A 22,671-nucleotide genomic window follows, 5' to 3' on the forward strand; every position below is an offset into this window, starting at 1 on the left:
GGCAGCGCTCGGCCTCGTTCATCATGAGTCAGTGGGGTTCTTCCTGCCAGGGTTCCGCATAACGGTGGACTCATCAGGCTCGGAAGCCGCCGCCGCCGCCGTCCCGGATCCGCTGTCCTGAACTGCCGGATTCGGGGTTCCGGCACCGTCCGGGCCGGTCCCCACCCTACCGGTGGCGGACCGCCATCCGGGGGAACCCTGGCCGGACGGACGCACCAGCGGGCCCAGCCCGAGCCTGGTACCGCGCAGCTTAAGGGCGTTGCGGCCATCAGCCAGCAGCGACCGGGGCGAGAAGCGGGCCTGCTGGCGGCGCCAGAACCCCAAAGTCCCGGCCATCTCCTTCAGCGAGCCGTCCACGATGGTCCAGTATTCCCGGACCTCCTCCTCGCTGGGCTGGCCGGCGCCGAAGATGGAGGCATCCGCACGGTGCGCCAGCATGGTGGGGGTCTGCCCGGTGGCCGGGAACGAGTCAGCAAGCACCACTGCGCTTTCGCGCCGGGTTGCACGGGTGTCGATGCCGGCGCCCAAATCCGAGGCGAGGCTCACCACCTCGTTCCAACCGCCGCCCACACGCTGGGCCGGGTGCCCCTCCGTGAGGCGGGCCTTCCGGCGTCGTGATTTAAGGAGCGCGATCAGCAGCAGCGGCAGGGCAAGGATGGACAGCGGGATCAGGGCAATGCCCAGGGCCCCGAGCAGGGCACCCCAGAAGAGCCACGGATTGTTTTTCTTCTCGTCGGCGTCCGGCGGGATGGGGACGTTGTCCTTGGGCGGTGTGGGGTCGAAGCTGACCCAGCCCACCCGGTCGAAGGCCACCTCAACCCAGGCGTGGACGTCCTTGCCCGTGACCTTTACCTCGCCGGCGCCGTTCTCGGGGCTGGTCGGCTCGAGGTAGAAGCCCATGACGACGCGTGACGGGATGCCCAGGTGGCGGAGCATCAGCGACATGGACACGGCATACTGCTCGTCGTCGCCGAGCATCTGCTTGGCGGTCAGCAGGTTCCTGATCCGCGACGAGCTGTGTCCGGAAACGCTGGGCAGCTGGCCGTCAGCCACCAGGCCGTTGCTGAAGGCGCCCGTCTTTTGGAAATGCGCCTCGATCTGGCGGACCCGGTCAATCGCGGTGGGCGCATCGGCCGAGAGGTCGTTGGCCTGTGACCCCACCACCGGCGGGACCTCGACGGCGTCCGGCAGCGTAATCTTCGCGAAGTCGTACTGTGTCAACTGACCGTGTTCGAGCTTTACGGGATCGGACACCTGGACGCTGTAGGAATCGCCCTTGGACAGGCCCTGCGTGGTCACGGCCGTGTCTGTGCCTGCGTTGAAGTACAGGCCCGACGCCGCGGCGGAGGCGCTCTGGTCAAAGCTCAGGCCGGTGGTCTTCCGGCCTCCCGGGAGTAGCCCTGGTAATCCTCGATGGTGATGTCGATGGAGTAGTCATTCGAGGGGACGATGCCGGAGGTGTCGGCCAGGGTGTTGATGGATTCGGTGTCGCCCACCTTGCTGAAGCTGCCGGAGCCGTTGGGATCCATGTTGTAGTTGGCGCCGTTGAAGGCATCCAAAGCCCCCAGCCGGACACGGCCGTCCCGGGGCAGTCCTTTGACCACGAACAGGGTGTCGTCCTTCTTGTCCTTGACGAACGTCCGGAAGCTTGCCAGGGGCGTGACGTAGTCCTTGGGATCGAACGGCGGAACCACCACGTTGCGCAGGACCTTGCGGTCACCGCTGGCGGTGACCAGGGGCGCCGCCACCGCGGTAATGGCGACGTTTGCGGCGATCACGGCAGCGGCCGTGCCCAGCCGGCGGAGCTTGGCCCGCTGGGCTGTGGCCGCATCGGTCTGCGGACGGTTGACTGAGACTTTTCGCGTGTCGCTGCGCCGCAGCGCGTCACGGCGGAAGGTGGCCCAGGCAATCGCAATGACGGTGAGATCGATGCCGCGCTCCACGGTGAGGAAGGCAGCGTTGGTGCTGAAAGCTATGCCCGTGACGAAAAGCCCCAGCACGGGAAGCAGTGGCCAGTAACGATCTTGTTGTGGCGCTTCTTGAGACCGAATTTCCCCAGCAGTGATGTCACAGCGTTACTAATCCCTCAATTGTGTCGCGGCCCCCAGTGCGGCCCCCCAAAGACCCGATACCGGGCTCTCTGTTCCCCGCGTCAGCCTACCGAAGCATGGCTGCGGCCGCGATGGGGAGCGCCCCCCTAGCGCTGCGGGACAGGCCGCCGCCACGGTCGACTATAGCGTGATACGCCAACAACTGGATAAACCCGCAGGTCGCGGCCGGGGACGGTAAACGGCTAGTCGAGGACCAGGCCTTTTCCTTGACCGCGTGCCAGAAGCACGGGATGGATTTCGCCGAACCCGCGGACATTTTCAGCAGGCTGCGGAACGAGAATGAAGCGCTTGTCCTGGTCCAGCGCGGAAGCAGTCATGGAGTCGATCAGGACCGTTCCCGGATCCGCCAACGTGGTAAGCCGGGCGGCGAGGTTGACTGTGGGGCCGTAGATGTCCCCGAGCCGGGACAGGATCCTGCCCCAGACCATCGCCACCCGCGCTTCCGGCAGGATCTCGTCTTCGGTGAACGCCTGTGCCAGGGCCAGCGAGATCTCGGCACCGGCAGCCGGCGTTTCCGCGATATACAGGACTTCGTCGCCTACGGTCTTGACCAGCCGCCCGCCGCCAACGGAAATGATCTCGGCGCATTTGTTCTCAAAGCGCTGGACCAGCCGGGCGAGGGTCTTTTCATTCATCCGGCGGGAGAGACTCGTATACGAAACCAGGTCAGCAAAGCCGACAGCGCGGGCCAGCGGCAGCGGGGCGTCGTCTTCGTCCCCGTCGCGGCCTTCTTCGCTGGCCTGCAGGCCGGCCTCGGCGCGCACGGCCAGGCGTTGCACGCCGGCATTGAGCTGCCGCCGCCACGAATAGACCAGCATCTCCTCCAGCGCGTCCAGCAGGGAGGGCAGTTCCTTCACCAGGCGCTTGCGGGCCACAGCGTCGGTGACGCCCTGCTCGTGGACCATGTCCTCCACCAGGGCCTCGATCTGCCAGACCACCATGCGGTCTGTCATCTGTCCGATGGACCGGGTCACGGAGATGGCGGCCTCTTCGGTCAGCACCCCGGTGCGGACCAGATCAACCACGGTGGACAGCGCAGCCTGATCCCGTTCGGTGAAGGCGACGTCTTCGTCGCCGAAGTTCGGGAAGCCGAGGGCACGCCACAGCTTACGGGCAGAAAGGAGGGACAGCCCTGCGCCGGCGGCCACCTCACGGCGCCGCAGCTTCCGTTCGCCGCCCAACAGCCGGGCCTCGAGAGCCTTGGCAGCCACTCGTTCCGGAGAGAGTGTGCCTGTCGCCGGGTGGGCGGCTTCGGGCACGGCGGGAGCCGGCAGGTCCGCTTCGTCCCGCTGGTCCTCATCGTTCATCGTCTCCACCTTCTCTCAACTCCCACGGCAGCACTTCGTCTGTGTAATCCGATATCTCATCAGTCCCCGGGTCCCCGCCCACAGGCAGTTCGTCAATCGCATCCAGCACGAAGTCCCGGAACCGCACTGCTTCCGGGACGTCCTGGATGTTCACCACACCTTGGTACCCGGTTTCCAAGGATATATTCCCGGAGCGCAATATGCGCTGCAGCACCGACTGGTGGACCGTCACGTTGCGGATCGACGCGAGGTTGACCTGCTCGTCCCGGCGCCGCACCATGCCATAGCGGGCAATAATCCGCCGGCTCGTGAGGATGTACCGGGTTGCCTGCCACCGCAGGAGCCGAGGCAGGCAATATGCCAACCATATCCACGCAGCGGCCAAGACGCATGCAAGGACGATCCAGGGTGTCCAGTCAGCGGAAGCCACCGGCACCAGCCGGGTAGCCTCGCCCCGCACGGTCCAGGCACTGGCAAAAGCTGCAGCGGCCGGTGCGGCAATAAAGGCTGCGGCCGGGCCGACCAGCTTCCTCGGCTGCGGGCGGGTGATCGTAATGACCTGCTCGCCCGGCACGAGGCCTTTACGCATAGCCGCTTTCAGCGCCCTGGCCTGGCGGGGTCCACGGGCGCAGGTGGACAACATCGCCGGCGGTGACCACATGCTCGCGGCGATCCTTGTCCACCACCAGCAGTGAGCCGTACTCGTCCAGCCTCGAAGCGTGCCCGATGATCTCGTGGTCACCGGGCAGCTGCGCGCGCACTTGCTTGCCCAGCGTCGCCATGGCGGACTCCACCCGTTTGTGGAGCGAAGGGCCGCCGGCAATCCCGGCGGCGGGGTCGCCGTCGGCATTGCAGAAGCTGCGGTAGAGCACGGCGAAATGGGCGAGGTAGCTCTTGAGCAGCACGGTCCGATCAACAGTCAGCGGTTCTTCCAGGGCAACCGACGTCGCTGTGGGCACCGGGAGTTCCGACGCGGTCAAAGTCACGTTCAGGCCGGTCCCCAAAATGACCGGAGGAACAGAACCGTCCCCCATGGGCCCCAGCTGGGCCAGGATCCCCGCGATCTTGCGGCCACGGACCAGGACATCATTGGGCCACTTGAGCTCGGCCGGAAGGCCCGCGGTCTCAAGAAGCGTCTGCCGCAGCGCCAGCGCGCCCAGCAGTGATAGCCACGAATACGTGTGCGTGGGCAGGGGCCTGCCCTCGGCATTGGCGGGCCGCAGGACCAGGGACACCGACACGGAGCTCAGCGGCGGCGCTTCCCACCGCCGGTCCAGGCGTCCGCGGGCAGCGGTCTGGTACTCGGCTGTCAACACCGACAGGTCCGGCCACTCCTTTGGCTCAACCGTCACCGAGCGCAGGAGGTCCGCGTTGGTGGAACCGGTGGAGTCCACCACCACCACCTTGGCGATGCCGGTGGCCGCCAGGAAATCCTGGTCCGCCAAGGCTCCACGATCCAACGGATTTCCTGGGGTGTGTGAGTCATCCATGGTTGAATCCTATCGACTCAGGCGCCGCCGCTGGCTGTTCCCACAGCCACATGACTGGAACCCGCAGCTCAGAGGAATATGTCCGGAACCAGGCGATCCTCCGCGGCCCCGAGGCTGTACGGACGGAAGTCGGTGACACCCGCCGCGCGGAGCACCTGTTCGTCCGTGTAGAAGTTGCCGCTGGGTGCACCGGCGCCGGCCAGATTGCCGCCGGTCAGGACGGCGTGGGCTGCGTCGGCCATGATCTGTGGTCCGCGCGCGGCCTGGACGATCTCCTGGCCGCCGGGCATGTTCCGGATGGCCGCGGTATCGATAAGGGTGCACGGCCAGAGCGAGTTGACGTTGATTCCGTCGGCCTTGAGTTCTTCGGCAAGGCCCAGCGTGGTGAGGCTCATCCCGTATTTGGCCATGGTGTAGGCCAGGTGCCTGCCTGCCCAGTGGGGGTCAAGGTTCAGGGGCGGCGACAGCGTCAGGATGTGTGCGTGGGCCGATTTGCGCAGGGCGGGCAGTGACAGCTTGGACAGCAGGAACGTGCCGCGGACATTGATGTCCTGCATCAGGTCGTAGCGTTTCATGTCCACGTCGTCGGTGGTGGAGAGATCGATCGCGGATGCATTGTTGAGCACGATATCGATCCCGCCGAAGCGTTCGACGGCGGCCGCCACGGCTCCTGCGACGTCTTCGTCGCTGCGCACATCACCGACGATTGCCAGGGCGTGGCCCCCGGCGGCCTCCACCTGCTCGGCGGCGCTGAAGACGGTGCCTGCCAGCTTGGCGTGGGGCTGGCCGGTCTTGGCCATCAGGACAATATTGGCACCGTCCTGTGCCGCCCGGGTGGCAATGGCCAGCCCGATGCCGCGGCTGCCGCCGGACATCAGAATGGTGCGGCCCCGAAGGGACCCGGCGGCCTGGTACGGCGTTGCGGCAGTGGACCGTGCGTCGTTGCTGGAAGTCATGGCTCCACTGTAGCCGAGGTATGTTACTGGTGAGTAACATAGGGCTGACCGCTGGAAAGTGCGGAAAATTGTAGGTTTTCTACAGTCGTCCCACACAGATGCGTCATTAGACTAGCCAGCAGGGTTCGTCTTTTGTGTGGAATCTACTTAAATCCCGCACCTGACCTGCCAGTTACCACCGCACGCAGCACCACATTGTTACAGCACCAATCTGCTACAGAGCCGGAGACACTTGATGAGCCACGATCTGACAACGACAGCGGGAAAGATCGCCGATTTCCGCGACCGCCAGGCCCGTGCAGAACAACCCTCCGGCCCCGAAGCCATCGAGAAGCAGCACGCACGCGGCAAGAACACTGCCCGCGAGCGCGTGGACCTGCTGCTGGACGAAGGCTCGTTTGTGGAGCTTGACGCGCTGGCGGTGCACCGCTCCACCGCCTTCGGCATGGAAAAGAAGAAGCCGCTCGGCGACGGGCTGGTCTCGGGCTACGGCACCGTGGACGGGCGTCCCGTTGCCGTCTACAGCCAGGACTTCTCGGTCTACGGCGGATCGTTGAGCCAGGTCAACGGCGAGAAGATCGTCAAGGTCCAGGAATTCGCCCTGCGCAACGGCTGCCCCGTAGTGGGCATCCTCGACGGCGGCGGTGCCCGCATCCAGGAAGGTGTGGCCTCCCTTGCCATGTTTGCCGACATCTTCCGCAATAACGTCCACGCTTCCGGCGTCGTCCCGCAGATCTCGCTCATCATGGGACCGTCAGCCGGCGGCGCGGCCTACTCCCCCGCCCTCACGGACTACGTGGTGATGGTGGACAAGACCTCGCACATGTTCATCACGGGGCCGGACGTCATCAAGACCGTCACGGGCGAAGACGTGGACATGGAAACCCTCGGCGGCGCCCGCCAGCACAATGCCAACACAGGCACCTCCACGTACCTCGCCTCCGACGAAGCCGATGCCATCGATTTCGTCCGCGAGCTGCTGGACTTCCTGCCGTCCAACAACCTCGCCGAGGCCCCGGTGCTGGAGCACCAGCAGGAGCTGGAGATCAACGACGACGACCTCGCCCTGGACACGCTCGTCCCCGACTCTGCCAACCAGCCGTACGACATGCGCACAGTCATCGAACAGATCGTTGACGACGCACACTTCCTGGAGATGCAGTCCCTGTATGCCCCCAACGTCATCATCGGCTACGGCAGGGTTGAGGGACACACCGTGGGGATCGTGGCCAACCAGCCGCTGCAGTTCGCCGGCACGCTGGACATTGCAGCCTCGGAGAAGGCCGCCCGCTTCGTCCGGAACTGCGACGCCTTCAACGTCCCCATCATCACCCTGGTGGATGTGCCCGGCTTCCTGCCCGGCAAGGACCAGGAGTTCCAGGGCATCATCCGCCGCGGCGCCAAGCTGCTGTACGCCTACGCCGAAGCCACCGTCCCCAAGCTGACGGTCATCACCCGCAAGGCTTACGGCGGCGCGTACATCGTGATGGGCTCCAAGAAGCTCGGCGCGGACCTGAACCTGGCGTGGCCCACGGCGCAGATCGGCGTGATGGGTGCCCAGGGCGCCGTCAACATCCTGTACCGCCGCGACCTGGCCGCCGTTGCGGAGGCCGGCGGGGACGTTGAGGCCCGGCGCGCCGAGGTCATCCGCCAGTACGAAGAAGAGTTGCTGAACCCCTACCAGGCCGCCCAGCTGGGCTACGTGGACGCGGTCATCGCACCGTCCGATACCCGGGGCCAGATCATCAGGGGCCTCCGCGCCCTCCGCGACAAGCGGGCGAGCCTGCCCACCAAGAAGCACGGGAACATCCCGCTGTGATCGCGAAAGATCCGCTGGTCGGAGCCCCGTTGGTTGAGCCTGTCGAAACCAATGCGCCCGCCGATGCCCCCGTGCTCTCTGTGGTCAAAGGGCAACCCTCGGCCGAGGAACTCGCGGCGCTGACCGCCGTCGTGCTTTCCCTGGGCAGCGCGGACGCCGTGGCCGACGGGAAGCCCACCGCCCGTGACTGGGTGCGCCGCCAGCAGCTGCGGCTCGCCCCGACGCCGGGTCCCGGCGCCTGGAGGCGGAGCCGGGGTTAGGCTCGTGGGGTGACTACCGAAGCCGCCCCCGCCGCCCGTCCGCACTCCGCCATCGATGCCGTGGCGGATGACTATACCGACACGCTTATCCGCCTGAACCCGTCGCTTGCCACCGAGTTGGGGCTGCCGGGGCATGAGACCGAGTACCCGGATTACTCCCCCGCCGGCATCGCTGGTTTCGCAGCGGAAGCCCGCAAGGCCCTTGCTGCCCTGGAGGGCCTCACGCCCCAGGACGACGTCGATACCGTCACCCTGGACGCCATGCGGGAACGGCTGGGCCTCCAGCTGGAAATCCACGAGTCCGGCTGGGACGTGGCGGAGCTGAACAACATCGCCTCCCCCGCACAGGACATCCGGGCCATTTTCGACCTGATGCCCACAGACACCGCTGAGCACTGGGAACACATCGCCGGCCGCGCGCTGAACGTCGGGGGCGCCCTCCGCGGCTACACCGAATCACTGCGCCAGGCCCGGGACGCGGGCAAGGTCGCGGCCGAACGCCAGGTTTCAATCGTCATCGAGCAGACCACCAAATACGCCGCCGAAGACGGCTTCTTCGCCAAGCTCACCACCGAGGCCCGGACTGCGGACGGTCCCCTGCCGGGCGAAACGCAGGAAACGCTCGACGCCGGCGCTGCCGCTGCCCGGCGTGCCTACCGGGAGCTCGCGGAGTTCCTCCGCACGGAACTGCTCCCTGCCGCGCCGCAGCAGGACGCAGTTGGCCGGGAACGCTACGCCCTGGCCTCGCGCTCCTTCCTGGGCGCCGCCGTCGACCTCGAAGAGACCTACGCGTGGGGAGTCCAGGAACTCGACCGGCTCATCGCCGAGCAGGAAAATGCTGCGTCCATCATCAAGCAAGGGGCCAGCGTCGAGGAGGCCAAGGACGTCCTCAACAACGACCCTGCCCGCCAACTCAAGGGAACGGAGGCCCTCAAGGCGTGGATGCAGGAACTCTCGGACAAGGCAGTTGCTGAGCTTGCCGGCGTGCACTTCGAGATCCCGGACGTGATGAAGAAGCTTGAATGCCTTATCGCCCCGACCGACGAGGGTGGCATTTACTACACGGGCCCCTCGGATGACTTCAGCCGTCCCGGCCGGATGTGGTGGTCAGTTCCTGCCGGCGAAGACACTTTTACCACCTGGGCCGAAACCACCACGGTCTTCCATGAAGGCGTCCCCGGCCACCACATGCAGGTGGCCACCGCCACCTACCGGCGGGAACTGCTGAACAAGTGGCGGCGCAACATCTGCTGGACCTCCGGCCACGGCGAGGGCTGGGCCCTATACGCCGAAAAGCTTATGCAGGAGCTCGGGTACCTGGCCGATCCTGGCGACCACATGGGCATGCTGGATATGCAGCGGATGCGGGCGGCCCGCGTGGTGTTCGACATCGGCGTCCACCTGGAACTGGAGATCCCCGAACGCTGGGGTAGCGGAACATGGACCCCGGAGGCGGGCTACGAGTTCCTCAAGGAAAACCTGCCCATCAGCGAAGGCCAGCTCAAATTCGAATTCACCCGCTACCTCGGCTGGCCCGGCCAGGCCCCGTCCTACAAAGTGGGACAGCGCCTCTGGGAACAGATCCGGGCCGACCTCGAAACCCGGCCCGGCTTCGACCTCAAGGCCTTCCACACGCGAGCGCTGAACATCGGCTCCGTAGGCCTCGATACCCTCCGCCGGGCGCTGCTCTCTTAGGTCTCTCGTGGCCCCGGCGGGGCCCGCATCCTCGGCGTGCTGCTCCTTCGTCGCTCTGACGCACGCTGCCGGATGCGGCCCCCACCGGTGATTGAGCCTGTCGAAATCCCCTCCTCGGTGAGACTCTTGCCACATCCGGGCTGGGAATAACTTCACAATTGCCTTGTAGGGCGGCGGATTTAGAGGGATTCCCGGGCTTTGAACGCGATTGGGCAGCGTAACATTTCTCAACATCTGTTCGCGGTGATAAGAAACCCGGGCCTAGCGTGTTCTGGTGAGCACTCAAACCCGCACCCCCGAATCCGCAGGAAAGACCGGCTTCCAGCTGCCCACGTGGGCCGGCTCGTTCGGTTTCCAGATCATCGCCGCCCTCATTGTGGGCCTTGGCCTCGGCCTGCTGGCCAAGTACACGGGCAGCACCAAGGCAGAGCCCAACGGTCTCGGCGCCACGCTGCAGACCATCGGCTCCAGCTACGTTTCACTGCTGCAGACCGCGGTGGTTCCGCTGATCTTCACCGCCGTGGTGAGCTCGATCTCGAACCTGCGCCAAGTCTCCAACGCCGCCAAGCTGGCCTGGAACACCCTGCTGTGGTTCGCCATCACGTCCCTGATCGCCGTCGTGATCGGCATCGGCCTCGGCGTGCTCCTGCAGCCCGGCGCCAACACCGGCATCACCCAGGAGGCCAAGTACGCCGGCAAGTCCGGTGACTGGTGGTCCTTCCTGATCGGGCTGTTCCCCAAGAACTTCCTCGGCCTCGGTGCCAGCTCCACCGTGACTGAAAGCGCCACCGCGGCCACCACAGTCAGCACCTCCATCAGCTTCAACGTGCTCCAGATCCTGGTGATTGCCATCGCCGTCGGCGTCGCCGCCCTCAAGGTCGGCAAGGCTGCCGAGCCGTTCCTGAACCTCAACGCTTCGGCGCTGGCCGTCATCCAGAAGGTCCTCTGGTGGATCATCCGCATCGCCCCGCTCGGCACGGTGGGACTGATCGGCAACGCCGCGGCCGTATACGGCTGGGACACCATCGGCGCGCTCGGCAAGTTCACCTTCGCCATCTACGTTGGCCTGGCCCTGGTGCTGTTTGTGGTTTACCCGACGCTGATCCGCTCGCACGGCCTGTCCGTGAAGCAGTACTTCTCCGGGGTATGGCCCGCCGTGCAGCTCGCGTTTGTGTCCCGCTCCTCGATCGGAACCCTGCCGCTGACCCAGCGCGTCACCGAGCGCAGCCTGGGTGTTCCCCGCGCCTACGCTTCCTTCGCCGTACCCCTGGGGGCCACCACCAAGATGGACGGCTGCGCCGCGATCTACCCCGCGATCTCCGCCATCTTTGTGGCCCAGTTCTTCGGCGTCCAGCTGGAAGCCAGCCACTACCTCCTCATCGCGCTCGTCTCGGTTCTCGGTTCCGCCGCAACGGCCGGCACCACCGGCGCAGTCGTAATGCTCACCCTGACGCTCTCCACGCTGGGGCTGCCTCTGGCCGGCGTGGGACTCCTGCTGGCGATCGATCCCGTCCTGGACATGGGCCGCACCGCGGTCAACGTCGCGGGCCAGGCACTGGTCCCCACCATCGTGGCCAAACGGCAGGGCATGCTCGACGAGGCGCTCTACAACGCACCCCGCAACGGCACTCCGTTTGTGGACGACGACGCCGACTCCTCCGCCGCGGATCCTTCCGCCATCGCCGGAGGTACTGACTCTCCGGAAGCCGGACGCGAACTGGCCGACGCGAAGGCCTGACCCACAGCTCGAACAGCAAACAGGAGAAGTCCCCGGGAAGTGCTCCCGGGGACTTCTCCTTATTCTGTGCCGGGATTCGCTCAGCCCGGCCTCTTGTTAGCGGCCGCCACCTCCGATGACTCCGTTCTGGACCGCCTTGGTCACGGCGTCGGCCTCGGCCTGGGTCAGCTTGCCGTCGGTGACGGCCTGGTCCAGGCGCGTCTTCAGGGCCGCGGCGCGATCTGCCTGCTCGGCGGTGCGCAGCTCTTCAAGCGCCGCCGTGACCTTGGCCTCGTCGATGCCGAGCGTCGCCGCGAGGGACTTCGCGAGCTCGGCCTGCTTCGCGGCCGGGTCCGGCCGGGTTCCTTCAGTTCCGTCGGCCGGCGGGGTGGTGGGCTTGTTGGCCTCGCGGTAGGCCTTCAGGGCCTCCGTCACCTTGGCCTCGTCCACGCCCAGCTTGGTGGCAAGTTCCGCTGCGTCCACGCCGCGGAAGCCGCCGTGGCCATGGCCGCCCCGCAAGCCCTTCCCTTCAGCTGGGGCAGTGCCGGTGCTCCCGTCGACGGAGGCGCTTGAGCTGGCGCTGGGGGTGGGCGTCGGCGTCGTGGTTGCGGACGCCATGCCGGCGACGCCGATCCCGGCGCCAAGGGCCAGCGCGGTGCCCGTGAGGCCAAGGGCAATTCTCTTTGTGCGTACCATTCTTGTCTCCTGGATCTGCCGTCCGGTGACGGCTGGTGAAGATGTCCCAGACGGGACTCTTCCAGTCTTCGGCGGCAGGTTCAGGCTCAGCTGTCGGGAACCTTTCATCTTCCTGTGAATCAACTTGCGCGGCGTGCAAACTTGCACGTAGTGTAATTTAATGCCCGAACTTCTCTCGCGCCGTGAGCTGAACAAAGCCGCCACCCGCCAGGCCATCACCGATGCCGCTTTGACCCTGCTGCGCGCCCGGGGACCCGGGAATTTCACGGTGGAAGACATCGCCGAATCTGCCGGGGTCTCGCGCCGCACCTTCTTCAACTACTTCAGCAGCACCGAGGCCGCGCTGGCCTCCATGACGCACGGGTTCCTGGACAACGCCCTTCAGCAGTTCCGGCAGCGGCCCACCGACGAGCCCATCCTCGAATCGGCGCGCGCTGCCCTGATGCAGCTGGCCGACCCCATGACGGTGGCGCCGCTGGCTGAACTCTTCACCTTCACCCAGGACAACGCGGTCCTGTCCCGGTCCGAACTTGAGGCGTGGGACCACTGCACCGAAGAGATCATCACCGCGGCCCGGGAGCGCTTCGCCGGAACCCCGGGCGCCGTCGTCGACGAACTGTACCTGCGCGCCCTCGCAGGCTCCGTCATCTCCTGCGGGAAGGCGGCCATGGACGTGTGGTTCGCCCGATGCGGCGCCGATCTCTCCCCCGCATCACTCGCTGTGCTGCGGCAACTGCTCATTGACGCCATGGGCCACCTCGGCTCCGGCTTCGGCAGCCCCGTTCCGGCAGCCAGCCCCTCCGCGACGTCCACAACCGCCACTACCCACCTCAACAAAGAACGGCTCTGACATGGCCCTGCTGCTCTACCGCCTCGGCAAGTTCGCCTACCGCCACCGCTGGCTGGTTATTTCGCTCTGGCTCGCGGCGCTCGTGGCCGTCGGCGGCTCAGCAGCGGCCTTCCACGGCACGCTGTCCAACAACTTCCAGATTCCGGGCACTGAGACGCAGCGGATCGCGGACAAGCTGAAGCAGGAACTGCCGGCAGCGTCGGGCGGCTCTGCCACGATCGTCTTTGAAGCCCCGGAAGGCGGCTTTACTGACGGAAGCCGCGCCGCCGTCACTGCCTCCCTCACCAAGCTTGGGGAACTGCCTGACGTCAAGGCCACGGTGGATCCGTTCGACACGCAGGCCCAGCTGGACCAGGCCGGGCATGAAATCGCCGACGGCGAGCAGCAGCTCACCGCGGGCAAGGCCCGCCTCGATGCCTCACGTGCCGAGCTCGACGCCGGCACCGCGCAGCTGAACGACGCGGAACAGCAGCTCGCCGCCGGCGGCGCAACCCCAGCCATGGTCGAGGCCAAGCTCGGAGCGCAGATGGCCGCCCTGGCACAGGGCCAGGCGCAGCTCGACGCCGGCACACAGGAGTGGGAGGACGCCAAGGCCAAGCTCGATCTGGGCAAGCGGCAGGCGGAGGCATCCGGCGGGATCCGGTTTGTCTCGGCGGACGGCCAGGCTGCCGTGGCACAGGTGCAGTTCAACACCTCCATCAACGCCCTCACCCCGGCGGTGCGCCAGCAGGTCCAGGACATCGCGCATGAGACTTCGTCCGTGGGCGTGACGGCGCTGGCCAGCAAGGAAATCACCGAAGACATTTCAGAACTCTTCGGCACGGCCGAAATCATCGGCATCGGTGTGGCGGCCCTGGTCCTGATCCTGATGCTGGGGACGCTCATTGCCGCGGGCCTGCCGCTGCTGATGGCCGTCATCGGCGTCGGTGTCGGCGTGGGCATCACGTTCGCCCTGTCCGGCGCCTTCGAGATGAGCTCCATCTCCCCCATGCTCGCGCTGATGCTTGGCCTCGCCGTGGGCATTGACTACTCCCTGTTCATCGTCAACCGGCACCGGACCCAGCTGCTGGCAGGCATGGACCCCGAGGAATCCGTGGCACGCGCCACCGGAACCTCGGGCAACGCCGTGCTTTTTGCCGGCCTGACGGTCATCATCGCCCTGGCCGCCCTGGTGGTGCCCGGGTTGCCGTTCCTGAGCGTGATGGGCCTGGCAGCTGCCGGCACCGTCGCGGTGGCCGTCCTGGTGGCGCTCACCCTGACCCCGGCCCTGCTGTCCCTGATCGGCCGGCGCATCATTTCCCGGCGGGCCTGGGCCAAGGCCGAGGCCCACAACGCCGAGGCCGGCCACGAGGTTGCCGACGAGGCCAAGGATGAGGAAAACAGCACCCGGGGCTGGGGCGGCCTGGTTACCAGGCACCCCGTCGTGGCGCTCGTCGCCGGCGTACTCGTGCTGGGAACGCTGGCCCTGCCCGCCGCGCAGCTCCAGTTGGCACTGCCCGACGGCGGCTCCGAACCGGTGGACTCCGAGGCCTACCAGGCCTATGACGTCACCGCCCGCAGCTTCGGCGAAGGCGTCACCGGACCCATTGTGGTGGTGGGTGAATTCCCGGCCGGCCTGGACGAAGCCCAGGCCCAGGAACTGCAGTATGACGTCGCGGACCTGATCCGGGGCGTGGACAACGTGGTGGCAACAGTGCCCGTGGCACTGAGTGAAGACGGCCGCACCGCCGTGTTCCAGGTCATCCCGGCAGAGGGGCCCGCCAAGGCCGGCACAGTGCAGGTGGTGAGCGAACTCCGCGAACGCGGCACCCAGATCCAGGCCGAAACGGGGGTCACCATCGGCCTGACCGGGCAGACCGCCGGCAACATCGACGTCTCCACAAAACTCGGTGACGCCCTGCCGCCGTACCTGGCGATCGTCGTCGGGCTTTCCCTCATCCTGCTGCTGCTGGTATTCCGCTCCATCGTGGTTCCCTTCCTGGCAACCGGCGGTTTCCTGCTGTCCCTGGCCGCCGCGTTCGGCCTGGTGGTGGCCGTCTACCAGTGGGGCTGGCTGGGCGGCTTGTTCGACGTCGCCAATCCCGGCGCGGTGCTGAGCTTCCTGCCGATCATCCTGATCGGTGTGCTGTTCGGCCTGGCGATGGACTACCAGGTGTTCATCGCGTCCGGCATGCGTGAGTCCTATATGCATGGCGCGCCGGCCAAGAAGGCCGTACGCATCGGCTTCAGCCATGCCGGCGCCGTGGTGACCGCCGCGGCGATCATCATGGTCAGTGTGTTCGCCGGCTTCATCTTCAGCCACCTGACCATGGTCCGGCCGCTGGGCTTCGCCATGGCGTTCGGTGTGCTGCTGGACGCGTTTGTGGTCCGCATGACCATCGTCCCTGCTGTGATGTACCTGCTCGGCGAGAAGACCTGGTGGCTGCCGAAATGGCTGGACCGGATCCTCCCGGATGTGGACGTGGAGGGCGCCCGGCTGGAACGCCGCGAAAACGAGCCGCAGAAGCTGACCGAGCCCGTCCACTAGGCTAAAGCGGTGACCCGCCTCATCCTCGCCTCCCAGTCCCCCGCCCGCACCAAGCTCCTGGCCGACGCCGGTATCCGGCACTCCGTGCTGGTCTCCGACGTGGACGAGGAAGCGGTCCAGGCGCGCTACGGCGTCACGGATCCGCACGATACCGCGCTGCTGCTGGCCCGCGCCAAGGCCGAGGCGGTAGCCGCGTTGCCGGAAGCGGAGGGCGCGCTGGTCATTGGCTGCGACTCCGTCTTCGAGTTCGACGGCGAGGCGCACGGCAAACCGTACACGGCCGCCGTCGCCCGCGAACGGATGCTGCGGATGAGCGGCAACAGCGGTGTCCTGCACACCGGGCACTGGCTGGTGGACTGCCGCGCGACGGCAGCCGATGACGAGCCCGCCGAGATAGGCACCGACGCAGCGGCCGACGGCGGCAGCCCGGCACCGGGATCCGGCGCCACGCTCGGGGCGGTCGCCTCCGCCGAGGTCCACTTCACGGAGATGGATCCGGAAGAGATCGACGCGTACATCGCCACGGGCGAACCGCTGCACTGCGCCGGCTCTTTCACCATAGACGGCCTGGGCGGGGCGTTCATCCGGAAGGTGGACGGGGACCCGCACGCCGTCGTCGGGCTGTCAGTCTCCACGCTGCGCGGTCTCCTCGGGCACGCAAACGTACGCATCACGGACCTGTGGTCCGCCGAATAATTGCGGCGATTTTCCGACCAATTGTAGGTTCCCTACAAAGCTGCGCCCGTTTACACGCGGAAACCGCAAGTAATATCGGCGGAACCCACAAAATCGCGCTAGGCTCCCTGAAGGAAAGAAGGAGACGCCTTGTCAGCAAATTTGGAGCAGTCCGCTAGTCCCGTGCAATCGAACCTCACCAAGGTGCTGATCGCAAACCGAGGCGAAATCGCAGTGCGCATCATCCGCGCGGCTCGCGACGAGGGCATTGCCTCCGTGGCTGTCTACGCCGATCCGGACCGCGACGCGCTCCATGTCAGGCTGGCCGACGAGGCCTACTCCCTCGGTGGCAACACCGCCGCGGAGTCCTACCTGGTGATGGACAAGATCATTGACGTTGCCCGCCAGTCCGGTGCCGACGGCATCCATCCCGGTTATGGCTTCCTCGCCGAAAACGCCGAGTTCGCCACCAAGGTCATCGCGGCCGGCATCACCTGGATCGGCCCGTCCCCCGAGGCCATCTCGGCCCTCGGCGACAAGGTGCAGGCCCGCCACATCGCGGAGAAAGTGGGCGCACCCCAGGTCCCCGGCACCGCCGATCCTGTGCAGTCCGCCGAGGAAATCCTCGAGTTCGTGGACAAGTTCGGCCTGCCCGTGGCCATTAAGGCAGCCTTCGGCGGCGGCGGCCGCGGCATCAAGGTGGCCCGCACCCGCGAAGAAATCCCGGAGCTCTTCGAGTCTGCCGTCCGTGAGGCCACTGCAGCCTTCGGCCGCGGCGAGTGCTTCATCGAACGCTTCCTGGACGCCCCTCGCCACGTCGAAACGCAGTGCCTCGCGGACGCCCACGGCAACGTCGTGGTCATCTCCACGCGTGACTGCTCGCTGCAGCGCCGCAACCAGAAGCTCGTTGAAGAAGCACCTGCCCCGTTCCTCACCGAAGAGCAGAACCGCCGCCTCTACGAATCCTCCAAGGCGATCCTGAAGGAAGCCGGTTACCTCGGCGCCGGAACCTGCGAGTTCCTGGTGGGCCAGGACGGCACCATATCCTTCCTCGAGGTCAACACCCGCCTCCAGGTGGAGCACTGCGTCTCCGAAGAGGTCACGGGGATCGACCTGGTCCGCGAACAGTTCCGGCTGGCGCGCGGCGAGGAGATCGGCTACGGCGACCCCGAGGTCCGCGGCCACTCGTTCGAATTCCGCATCACCGGCGAGGACCCGGGCCGCAACTTCATGCCCGCCCCCGGCACCATCACCACCCTGAAGAACCCCACAGGCCCCGGCATCCGGATCGACTCCGGCGTGGAGGAGGGCGATGTCATCAGCGGCAACTTCGACTCGATGCTCTCCAAGCTGATCGTCACCGGCGCCACCCGCGCCCAGGCCCTGCAGCGTTCGCGGCGCGCCTTGGAGGAAATGGTGGTGGGGGGCATCCCCACTGTTATCCCGTTCGACCTCGCCGTTGTTTCGGACCCGGCTTTTGCGCCCGCGGAAGGGCCTTTCAGCATCCACACCCGCTGGATTGAAACCGAATTCGTCAACAACATTCCCGCCTGGACGCCGGACGGAACCGCTGAAGCCAGTGGCGACGCCGGTGAACGCCAGCGCGTGGTGGTTGAAGTGGGGGGCAAGCGCCTCGAGGTTGTCCTGCCGGCCTCCCTTGGTTCGATCGGGGTGGGTTCCGCCGCCGGCGCGAAGTCCAACAAATCCAAGAAACGCCTCCGTTCAGGCGGAGCGGCTGCGGCCGCCGGCGGCGACGCGCTGACCTCCCCGATGCAGGGCACCATCGTCAAGGTTGCCGTGGCCAACGGCGACGTTGTGTCCGAGGGTGACCTTGTGGTGGTTCTCGAAGCGATGAAGATGGAACAGCCCCTGACCGCGCACCGTTCCGGCATCATCACCGGACTCAGCGCAGTGGCCGGTGAGACGGTTTCGGCCGGCGCCGTCATCGCCACGATCGAAGACTAGACCCTGCCGGAGGCACCCCATGCTCGCACCCAGTTTTGAAGAAGAAGTAGACCGCTACCACCTGGCGGTTCCGGAAATCACCCGCGGGAATCCCGGTGCCGTCAAGGACCTGTATTCCAGGCTCGACGACGTCACGCTGGCCAACCCGTTCGGCGGCATCGCACGTGGCTGGGCCCAGGTGGAGGCCCGGCTGGACCAGGCATCCCGGCAGTTCCAGGACGGCGAGATGCTCGGGTTCGACACCATCACGTCCTACACCGCACGCGACACGGCCTACCTGGTGGAAACGGAACACTTCCGTGCCCGGCTGGAGAGCGCTGCAGCGCCAGAGGAATTCGCGCTCCGTGTGACCAGCATCTTCCGGCGCGAAGAAGGCTACTGGAAGCTGGTCCACCGCCACGCAGACCCGGCCGCGCAGCCGCAGTCCCGGCGATCCTTCGCGCAGCCTGCCAGCCACTGACAGCAGTCGTGCCTACGGCGCCGGGGCTGTGCTCCGGCGCCAACCGCAGGCTGGCGCTGCGTCCTCTGGCGTTGAGCTGGGGCGAAAGGCACACTTAGCGTGTGAAGCCTTTCCTCCTCCTTGCCACCCGGGCTGAAGACGCCGCCGCCGAGGAAGAGTATGAGGCGTACCTGACGTATGGCGGGCTGACCCCTTCGCAGCTGAGGCGTGTCCGGCTTGAGGCCGCTCCCCTGCCGCAACTGGACCTGAACGATTACTCGGCGGTGATTGTGGGCGGCAGTCCCTTCACGTCCAGCGATCCGGCAGACCACAAGAGCGAAACCCAGCACCGGGTGGAGCGGGAACTGGCCGGGCTGCTGGACCGGATCGTGGCCCAGGACTTTCCATTCCTGGGCGCATGCTACGGGGTGGGGACTCTGGGCAGGCACCAGGGCGCCCTGATCGACAGGACCTTCGGCGAACAGCTGGGCGGGGTGGAAATCGAGCTGACGGAGGCGGGGCTCACGGATCCGCTCCTGTACGGGATGCCACGGCGTTTCACCGCCTTCACCGGGCACAAGGAGGCTTGCACCAGATTGCCCTCCCACGCGGTGCTGCTGGCATCCTCCCAGGCCTGCCCCGTCCACATGTTCCGCATCAAGCAGAACCTGTACGCCACGCAGTTCCACCCTGAGCTGGACGCGGAGGGCCTGGTGACCCGGATCGACATCTACCGCCACGCCGGCTACTTCCCGCCGGAGTCCGCCGAGGAACTCATGGCGGACGCGCGGACGTACACCGCCACCGAGCCCATGAAGATCCTCCGCAACTTCGTGGACCGCTACGCCAACTGAGCCTGCGGACGGGTGGCGAGCGCCGCCGCCGTGCGTTCCTCCGCGGTTGGTCCCGTCCGGACACAGCAAGGCCCGGCACGCTCCCCGCAATAACGGGGAACACGCCGGGCATTTCTGTCAGCAACCGGGCTGGAACGCCCGACGGCGGGGCCTCAGGCTACGTTGTTCTCGTAGTCCAGGTCGCGGGTTTCCTTGCTCACGAACAGCGCAATCAGCGTCAGCACCGACATCGCGGTCAGGTAGACACCCACCAGGACCGGGCTGCCGTCGGCCAGCTCCCAGAGCGCGACGGCGATGAACGGAGCCACGGCAGCACCCAGGATGCTGGACACGTTGTAACTGACGGCGGATCCCGTGTAGCGCACATTGGTGGGGAACAGTTCCGGCAGCAGCGCACCCATGGGGCCGAACGTGAGGCCCATCAGGGAGAAGCCGATGACCAACAGGGCCATGGTGCCCACGAAGCCGCCGCTGAACAGCGGGACGAACAGGAGGCCGAAAACGAAGATGCCGCCGGTGACGGACAGCAGCATCTTGCGGCGGCCGTATTTCTCCGCCAGCGGTCCGGAAACCAGGGTGAAGATGCCGAAGAAGACAACGCCGGCAATCAGCATCCAGAGGAAGTCGTTGCGGGTGAAGCCCAGGCCGGGAACAAATGCTGCCGCGGCGGCCTCGGACATCGGCTTGCCGGCCTTCTCGGCCGCAGCCCTGGCGGCATCCACGTTGGAGGCACGGGTGCCGTAGGTCAGCGTGAACGTGGTCATCAGGTAGAAGAGCACGTACGTGGCGAGCATGATGAACGTGCCCAGGATGAGCGGACGCCAGCTGGTCTTGAAGACCCGGGCCAGCGGCAGCTTGGCCACCTCATTGGATTCGAGCACCTTGGTGAAGGCAGGCGTTTCGATCAGCTTGAGGCGGACGTACAGGCCGATGATCACCATGACGGCGCTGAGCAGGAACGGCACGCGCCAGCCCCAGGCCAGGAAGTCGGCCGGTGTCAGTGTATAGCTGGCCACCAGGAAGATCACGTTGGCGATGATGAAGCCGATGGGTGCACCGAGCTGCGGGAACGTGCCGTAGATGGCGCGCTTGTTGGCCGGGGCGTTTTCGGTGGCCAGCAGGGCCGCGCCGCTCCATTCGCCGCCGAGGGCGAGGCCCTGGGCGAAGCGCATAACAACGAGCAGTGCCGGAGCCCAGAATTGCCAGCCCGGGACCAGCGCAGTGGGCAGGCAGCCGATCAGGAAGGTGGCAATGCCCATGGTCAGCAGCGAGGCCACCAGGGTGCCCTTGCGGCCGAACTTGTCGCCGAAGTGGCCAAAGACGATGGATCCCAGCGGGCGGGCCACGAAGGCCACCCCGAAGACAGCGAAGGAGCTGAGCAGCTGGGTGGTCTCGTTCTGGTTGGGGAAGAACAGCGCCGGGAAGACCAGCACGGCGGCGGTGGCGTAGACGTAGAAATCGTAGAACTCAACGGTGGTGCCGATCAGGCTGGCCACAATCACGCGGCCGCGTGAGTTCACCGCCTTGGGGGATCCTTGCTCCGCGGTGGTTTGCGTAGATGACATATGAACACTTTCCTGAGAACCGGCCGGGCCTGGTGAGACCCGGCGCACAGTAGTTAGAGTTCGATACTAGTTCCAGCCGTCCAGTCAATGGACAAAAGGTCCATCATGTGGACTGGTGGCACATGTCTCATCCTTCGGTCCGTTAACACTCCCTCACGCTGCGGGCCGGCTGCCGATAGGCAAATGTCACAGCGCGTTAACATACCGCGACTGTCCACGAAACGCGCGTTCTCTACCGTGGAAGAACAACATCCCCCATGAGGAGGTCCACCGTGACTGTTGACCGCAACGCAGATGCCGGCACCGGCAATTCCGTAGATATAGACACCGACCCGCTGCACGGAGGCGTGTCCTCATCCGCCAGCGCGCAGCCCTCCACCCGCACAACCGACGCCCCCGCCCTTGAATTCCGCCCTGGCCGCTGGATCGCCAACTGGAACGCCGAGAACAAAGAGCAGTGGGAGTCCGCCGGCCGGGCCATCGCCCGCCGCAACCTGAACTGGTCCATCTTCGCCGAGTTCCTCGGCTTTGTGGTCTGGCAGCTCTGGTCCATCGTGGTGGTCCAGCTGCCGGCAGCCGGCTTCACGTTCACCACCTCGGAAATCTTCTGGCTGATCTCCATGCCGAGCCTGGTAGGCGCCACCCTCCGGATCCCCTACACCTTTATGGTTCCCCGCTTCGGCGGCCGGAACTGGACCATCGTGTCCGCGCTCCTGCTCCTGATTCCCGCCGTCGGACTGGGACTTTGCGTCTCCAATCCGGAAACCCCGTTCGGTGTCATGCTGCTCGTGGCAGCACTTGCTGGCTTCGGCGGCGGCAACTTCGCCAGCTCCATGGCCAACATCACGTTCTTCTACCCGGCACGGGAGAAGGGCTGGGCCCTTGGCCTGAACGCCGCCGGCGGCAACATGGGCGCTGCCGTCGCGCAGCTCGCCGTCCCGATTGCGATCACCCTGCTCGCCGTCGGCAGCGTCAACCTGCCGATGGCCGGCTGGATGTGGATCCCCTTCATCCTGATCGCCGCCTTCGGTGCCTGGAAGTACATGGACAACCTCACCAGTGCCAAGGGTGACGTGGCCGGCTCGGTCGCGGCACTGAAGGAACCGCACCTGTGGATCATGGCACTGCTGTACATCGGCACCTTCGGTTCGTTCATCGGCTTCGCCGGCGTGTTCCCCAAGCTCATCAAGGACTACTTCCCGGCGTTCTCCTCCATCGGAGTCGGCACCGTGGCACTCTCGCTGGCCTTCCTCGGCCCGCTGGTCGGTTCACTCGCCCGCCCCTACGGCGGACGCATGGCTGACCGCATGGGCGGGGCCCGGATGACCGTGGCAGCATTCGCCGCCATGGCCGTCATCACCCTGACCATGATCTGGACCCTGCCGCTGAAGAACTTCTGGCTGTTCCTGGTCCTCTTCCTGCTGCTCTTCACGGCCAGCGGCTTCGGCAACGGCGCAACCTACCGGATGATCCCCATCATCTTCGCAACGTCCAGCCGGGCTGCGAAGTCCGGTGCCAGCACTGTTGAAACCCAGCGGCTGGCGTCATCGGCCCTCGGACTGATCTCGGCCATCGGCGCCTACGGCGGCTTCGTCATCCCGCAGGTCCTGAACGCCTCCAACACGGCCAGCGGTTCCTACACCCCGGCCTTCTACGGATTCGTCGGAGCCTATGCAGTAATGCTGGCGGTCTGCTGGTTCTGCTACATCCGCAAGGCCAACCGAAATGCGATGGGACACGTCTAA

At 66.3% G+C, this 22,671-nt stretch carries 17 protein-coding genes and 1 pseudogene; 11 read left to right on the forward strand and 7 right to left on the reverse strand.

Annotation, left to right across the window (positions count from 1 at the left end):
• Positions 1-21: 21 nt before the first annotated feature.
• The 5 genes and pseudogenes from ACX80M_RS05225 to ACX80M_RS05245 form a co-directional block, all read right to left on the reverse strand.
• Positions 22-2,018: pseudogene (locus ACX80M_RS05225) on the reverse strand (transglutaminase-like domain-containing protein); the annotation flags it as partial.
• 275 nt (positions 2,019-2,293) lie between these two features.
• Positions 2,294-3,418 (reverse strand): adenylate/guanylate cyclase domain-containing protein, encoded by a 1,125-nt coding sequence (locus tag ACX80M_RS05230; protein ID WP_252601144.1) that lies wholly within the window; start codon positions 3,416-3,418, stop codon positions 2,294-2,296.
• A complete protein-coding gene (locus ACX80M_RS05235) occupies positions 3,408-4,007 on the reverse strand; it encodes a PH domain-containing protein (RefSeq protein ID WP_252601142.1) in 600 nt (199 codons plus the stop codon). The genes ACX80M_RS05230 and ACX80M_RS05235 overlap by 11 nt, the downstream gene beginning before the upstream one ends.
• Positions 4,000-4,908 (reverse strand): biotin--[acetyl-CoA-carboxylase] ligase, encoded by a 909-nt coding sequence (locus tag ACX80M_RS05240; RefSeq protein ID WP_141139922.1) that lies wholly within the window; start codon positions 4,906-4,908, stop codon positions 4,000-4,002. The genes ACX80M_RS05235 and ACX80M_RS05240 overlap by 8 nt, the downstream gene beginning before the upstream one ends.
• 68 nt (positions 4,909-4,976) lie before the next feature.
• Entirely contained in the window at positions 4,977-5,864 is an 888-nt protein-coding gene (locus tag ACX80M_RS05245) for an SDR family oxidoreductase (protein WP_252601140.1), read from the reverse strand.
• 235 nt (positions 5,865-6,099) lie between these two features.
• Here ACX80M_RS05245 and ACX80M_RS05250 point away from each other — a divergent pair, with 235 nt between their 5' ends.
• The 4 genes from ACX80M_RS05250 (at position 6,100) to ACX80M_RS05265 (ending at position 11,376) form a co-directional block, all read left to right on the forward strand.
• On the forward strand, positions 6,100-7,683 hold the full coding sequence (locus ACX80M_RS05250; RefSeq protein WP_252601138.1) for an acyl-CoA carboxylase subunit beta: 1,584 nt from the start codon (positions 6,100-6,102) through the stop codon (positions 7,681-7,683).
• Complete coding sequence (locus ACX80M_RS05255) at positions 7,680-7,943, forward strand: acyl-CoA carboxylase subunit epsilon (RefSeq protein ID WP_252566216.1); 264 nt, start codon at positions 7,680-7,682, stop codon at positions 7,941-7,943. Before ACX80M_RS05250 ends, ACX80M_RS05255 begins: the two co-directional genes overlap by 4 nt.
• A 9-nt stretch (positions 7,944-7,952) precedes the next feature.
• Positions 7,953-9,638: a DUF885 domain-containing protein gene (locus ACX80M_RS05260; protein ID WP_459309166.1), complete on the forward strand. Its 1,686-nt coding sequence runs from the start codon at positions 7,953-7,955 to the stop codon at positions 9,636-9,638.
• A 274-nt stretch (positions 9,639-9,912) separates the two neighbouring features.
• The gene (locus ACX80M_RS05265; RefSeq protein ID WP_252601135.1) at positions 9,913-11,376 is read left to right on the forward strand and encodes a dicarboxylate/amino acid:cation symporter; all 1,464 of its coding nucleotides are present in this window, start codon (positions 9,913-9,915) and stop codon (positions 11,374-11,376) included.
• A gap of 96 nt (positions 11,377-11,472) precedes the next feature.
• Here the strand turns inward: ACX80M_RS05265 and ACX80M_RS05270 are convergent, their stop codons facing one another.
• A complete protein-coding gene (locus ACX80M_RS05270; RefSeq protein WP_252601133.1) occupies positions 11,473-12,051 on the reverse strand; it encodes a hypothetical protein in 579 nt (192 codons plus the stop codon).
• Between the two features lie 160 nt (positions 12,052-12,211).
• Here ACX80M_RS05270 and ACX80M_RS05275 point away from each other — a divergent pair, with 160 nt between their 5' ends.
• From ACX80M_RS05275 to ACX80M_RS05300, 6 genes are all read left to right on the forward strand, one after another.
• Positions 12,212-12,901 (forward strand): TetR/AcrR family transcriptional regulator, encoded by a 690-nt coding sequence (locus ACX80M_RS05275; protein WP_252601132.1) that lies wholly within the window; start codon positions 12,212-12,214, stop codon positions 12,899-12,901.
• A 1-nt stretch (position 12,902) separates the two neighbouring features.
• Positions 12,903-15,428, forward strand: coding sequence for an MMPL family transporter (locus tag ACX80M_RS05280; RefSeq protein WP_459309169.1), 2,526 nt, complete (start codon positions 12,903-12,905; stop codon positions 15,426-15,428).
• A 9-nt stretch (positions 15,429-15,437) separates the two neighbouring features.
• Positions 15,438-16,124, forward strand: coding sequence for a Maf family protein (locus ACX80M_RS05285; protein ID WP_459309171.1), 687 nt, complete (start codon positions 15,438-15,440; stop codon positions 16,122-16,124).
• A gap of 129 nt (positions 16,125-16,253) precedes the next feature.
• Positions 16,254-18,068: an acetyl/propionyl/methylcrotonyl-CoA carboxylase subunit alpha gene (locus ACX80M_RS05290; RefSeq protein WP_459309173.1), complete on the forward strand. Its 1,815-nt coding sequence runs from the start codon at positions 16,254-16,256 to the stop codon at positions 18,066-18,068.
• 19 nt (positions 18,069-18,087) lie between these two features.
• A complete protein-coding gene (locus ACX80M_RS05295; protein ID WP_058929593.1) occupies positions 18,088-18,528 on the forward strand; it encodes a YybH family protein in 441 nt (146 codons plus the stop codon).
• 101 nt (positions 18,529-18,629) lie between these two features.
• Complete coding sequence (locus tag ACX80M_RS05300) at positions 18,630-19,361, forward strand: glutamine amidotransferase (RefSeq protein WP_252601124.1); 732 nt, start codon at positions 18,630-18,632, stop codon at positions 19,359-19,361.
• Between the two features lie 152 nt (positions 19,362-19,513).
• Here the strand turns inward: ACX80M_RS05300 and ACX80M_RS05305 are convergent, their stop codons facing one another.
• Positions 19,514-20,926, reverse strand: a complete 1,413-nt coding sequence (locus tag ACX80M_RS05305) for an MFS transporter (RefSeq protein ID WP_252601121.1) — start codon at positions 20,924-20,926, stop codon at positions 19,514-19,516.
• Between the two features lie 272 nt (positions 20,927-21,198).
• Between ACX80M_RS05305 and ACX80M_RS05310 the strand changes: the two genes are divergently transcribed.
• Complete coding sequence (locus ACX80M_RS05310) at positions 21,199-22,671, forward strand: MFS transporter (protein ID WP_459309176.1); 1,473 nt, start codon at positions 21,199-21,201, stop codon at positions 22,669-22,671.

Source organism: Pseudarthrobacter sp. MDT1-22 (genome assembly GCF_054511035.1).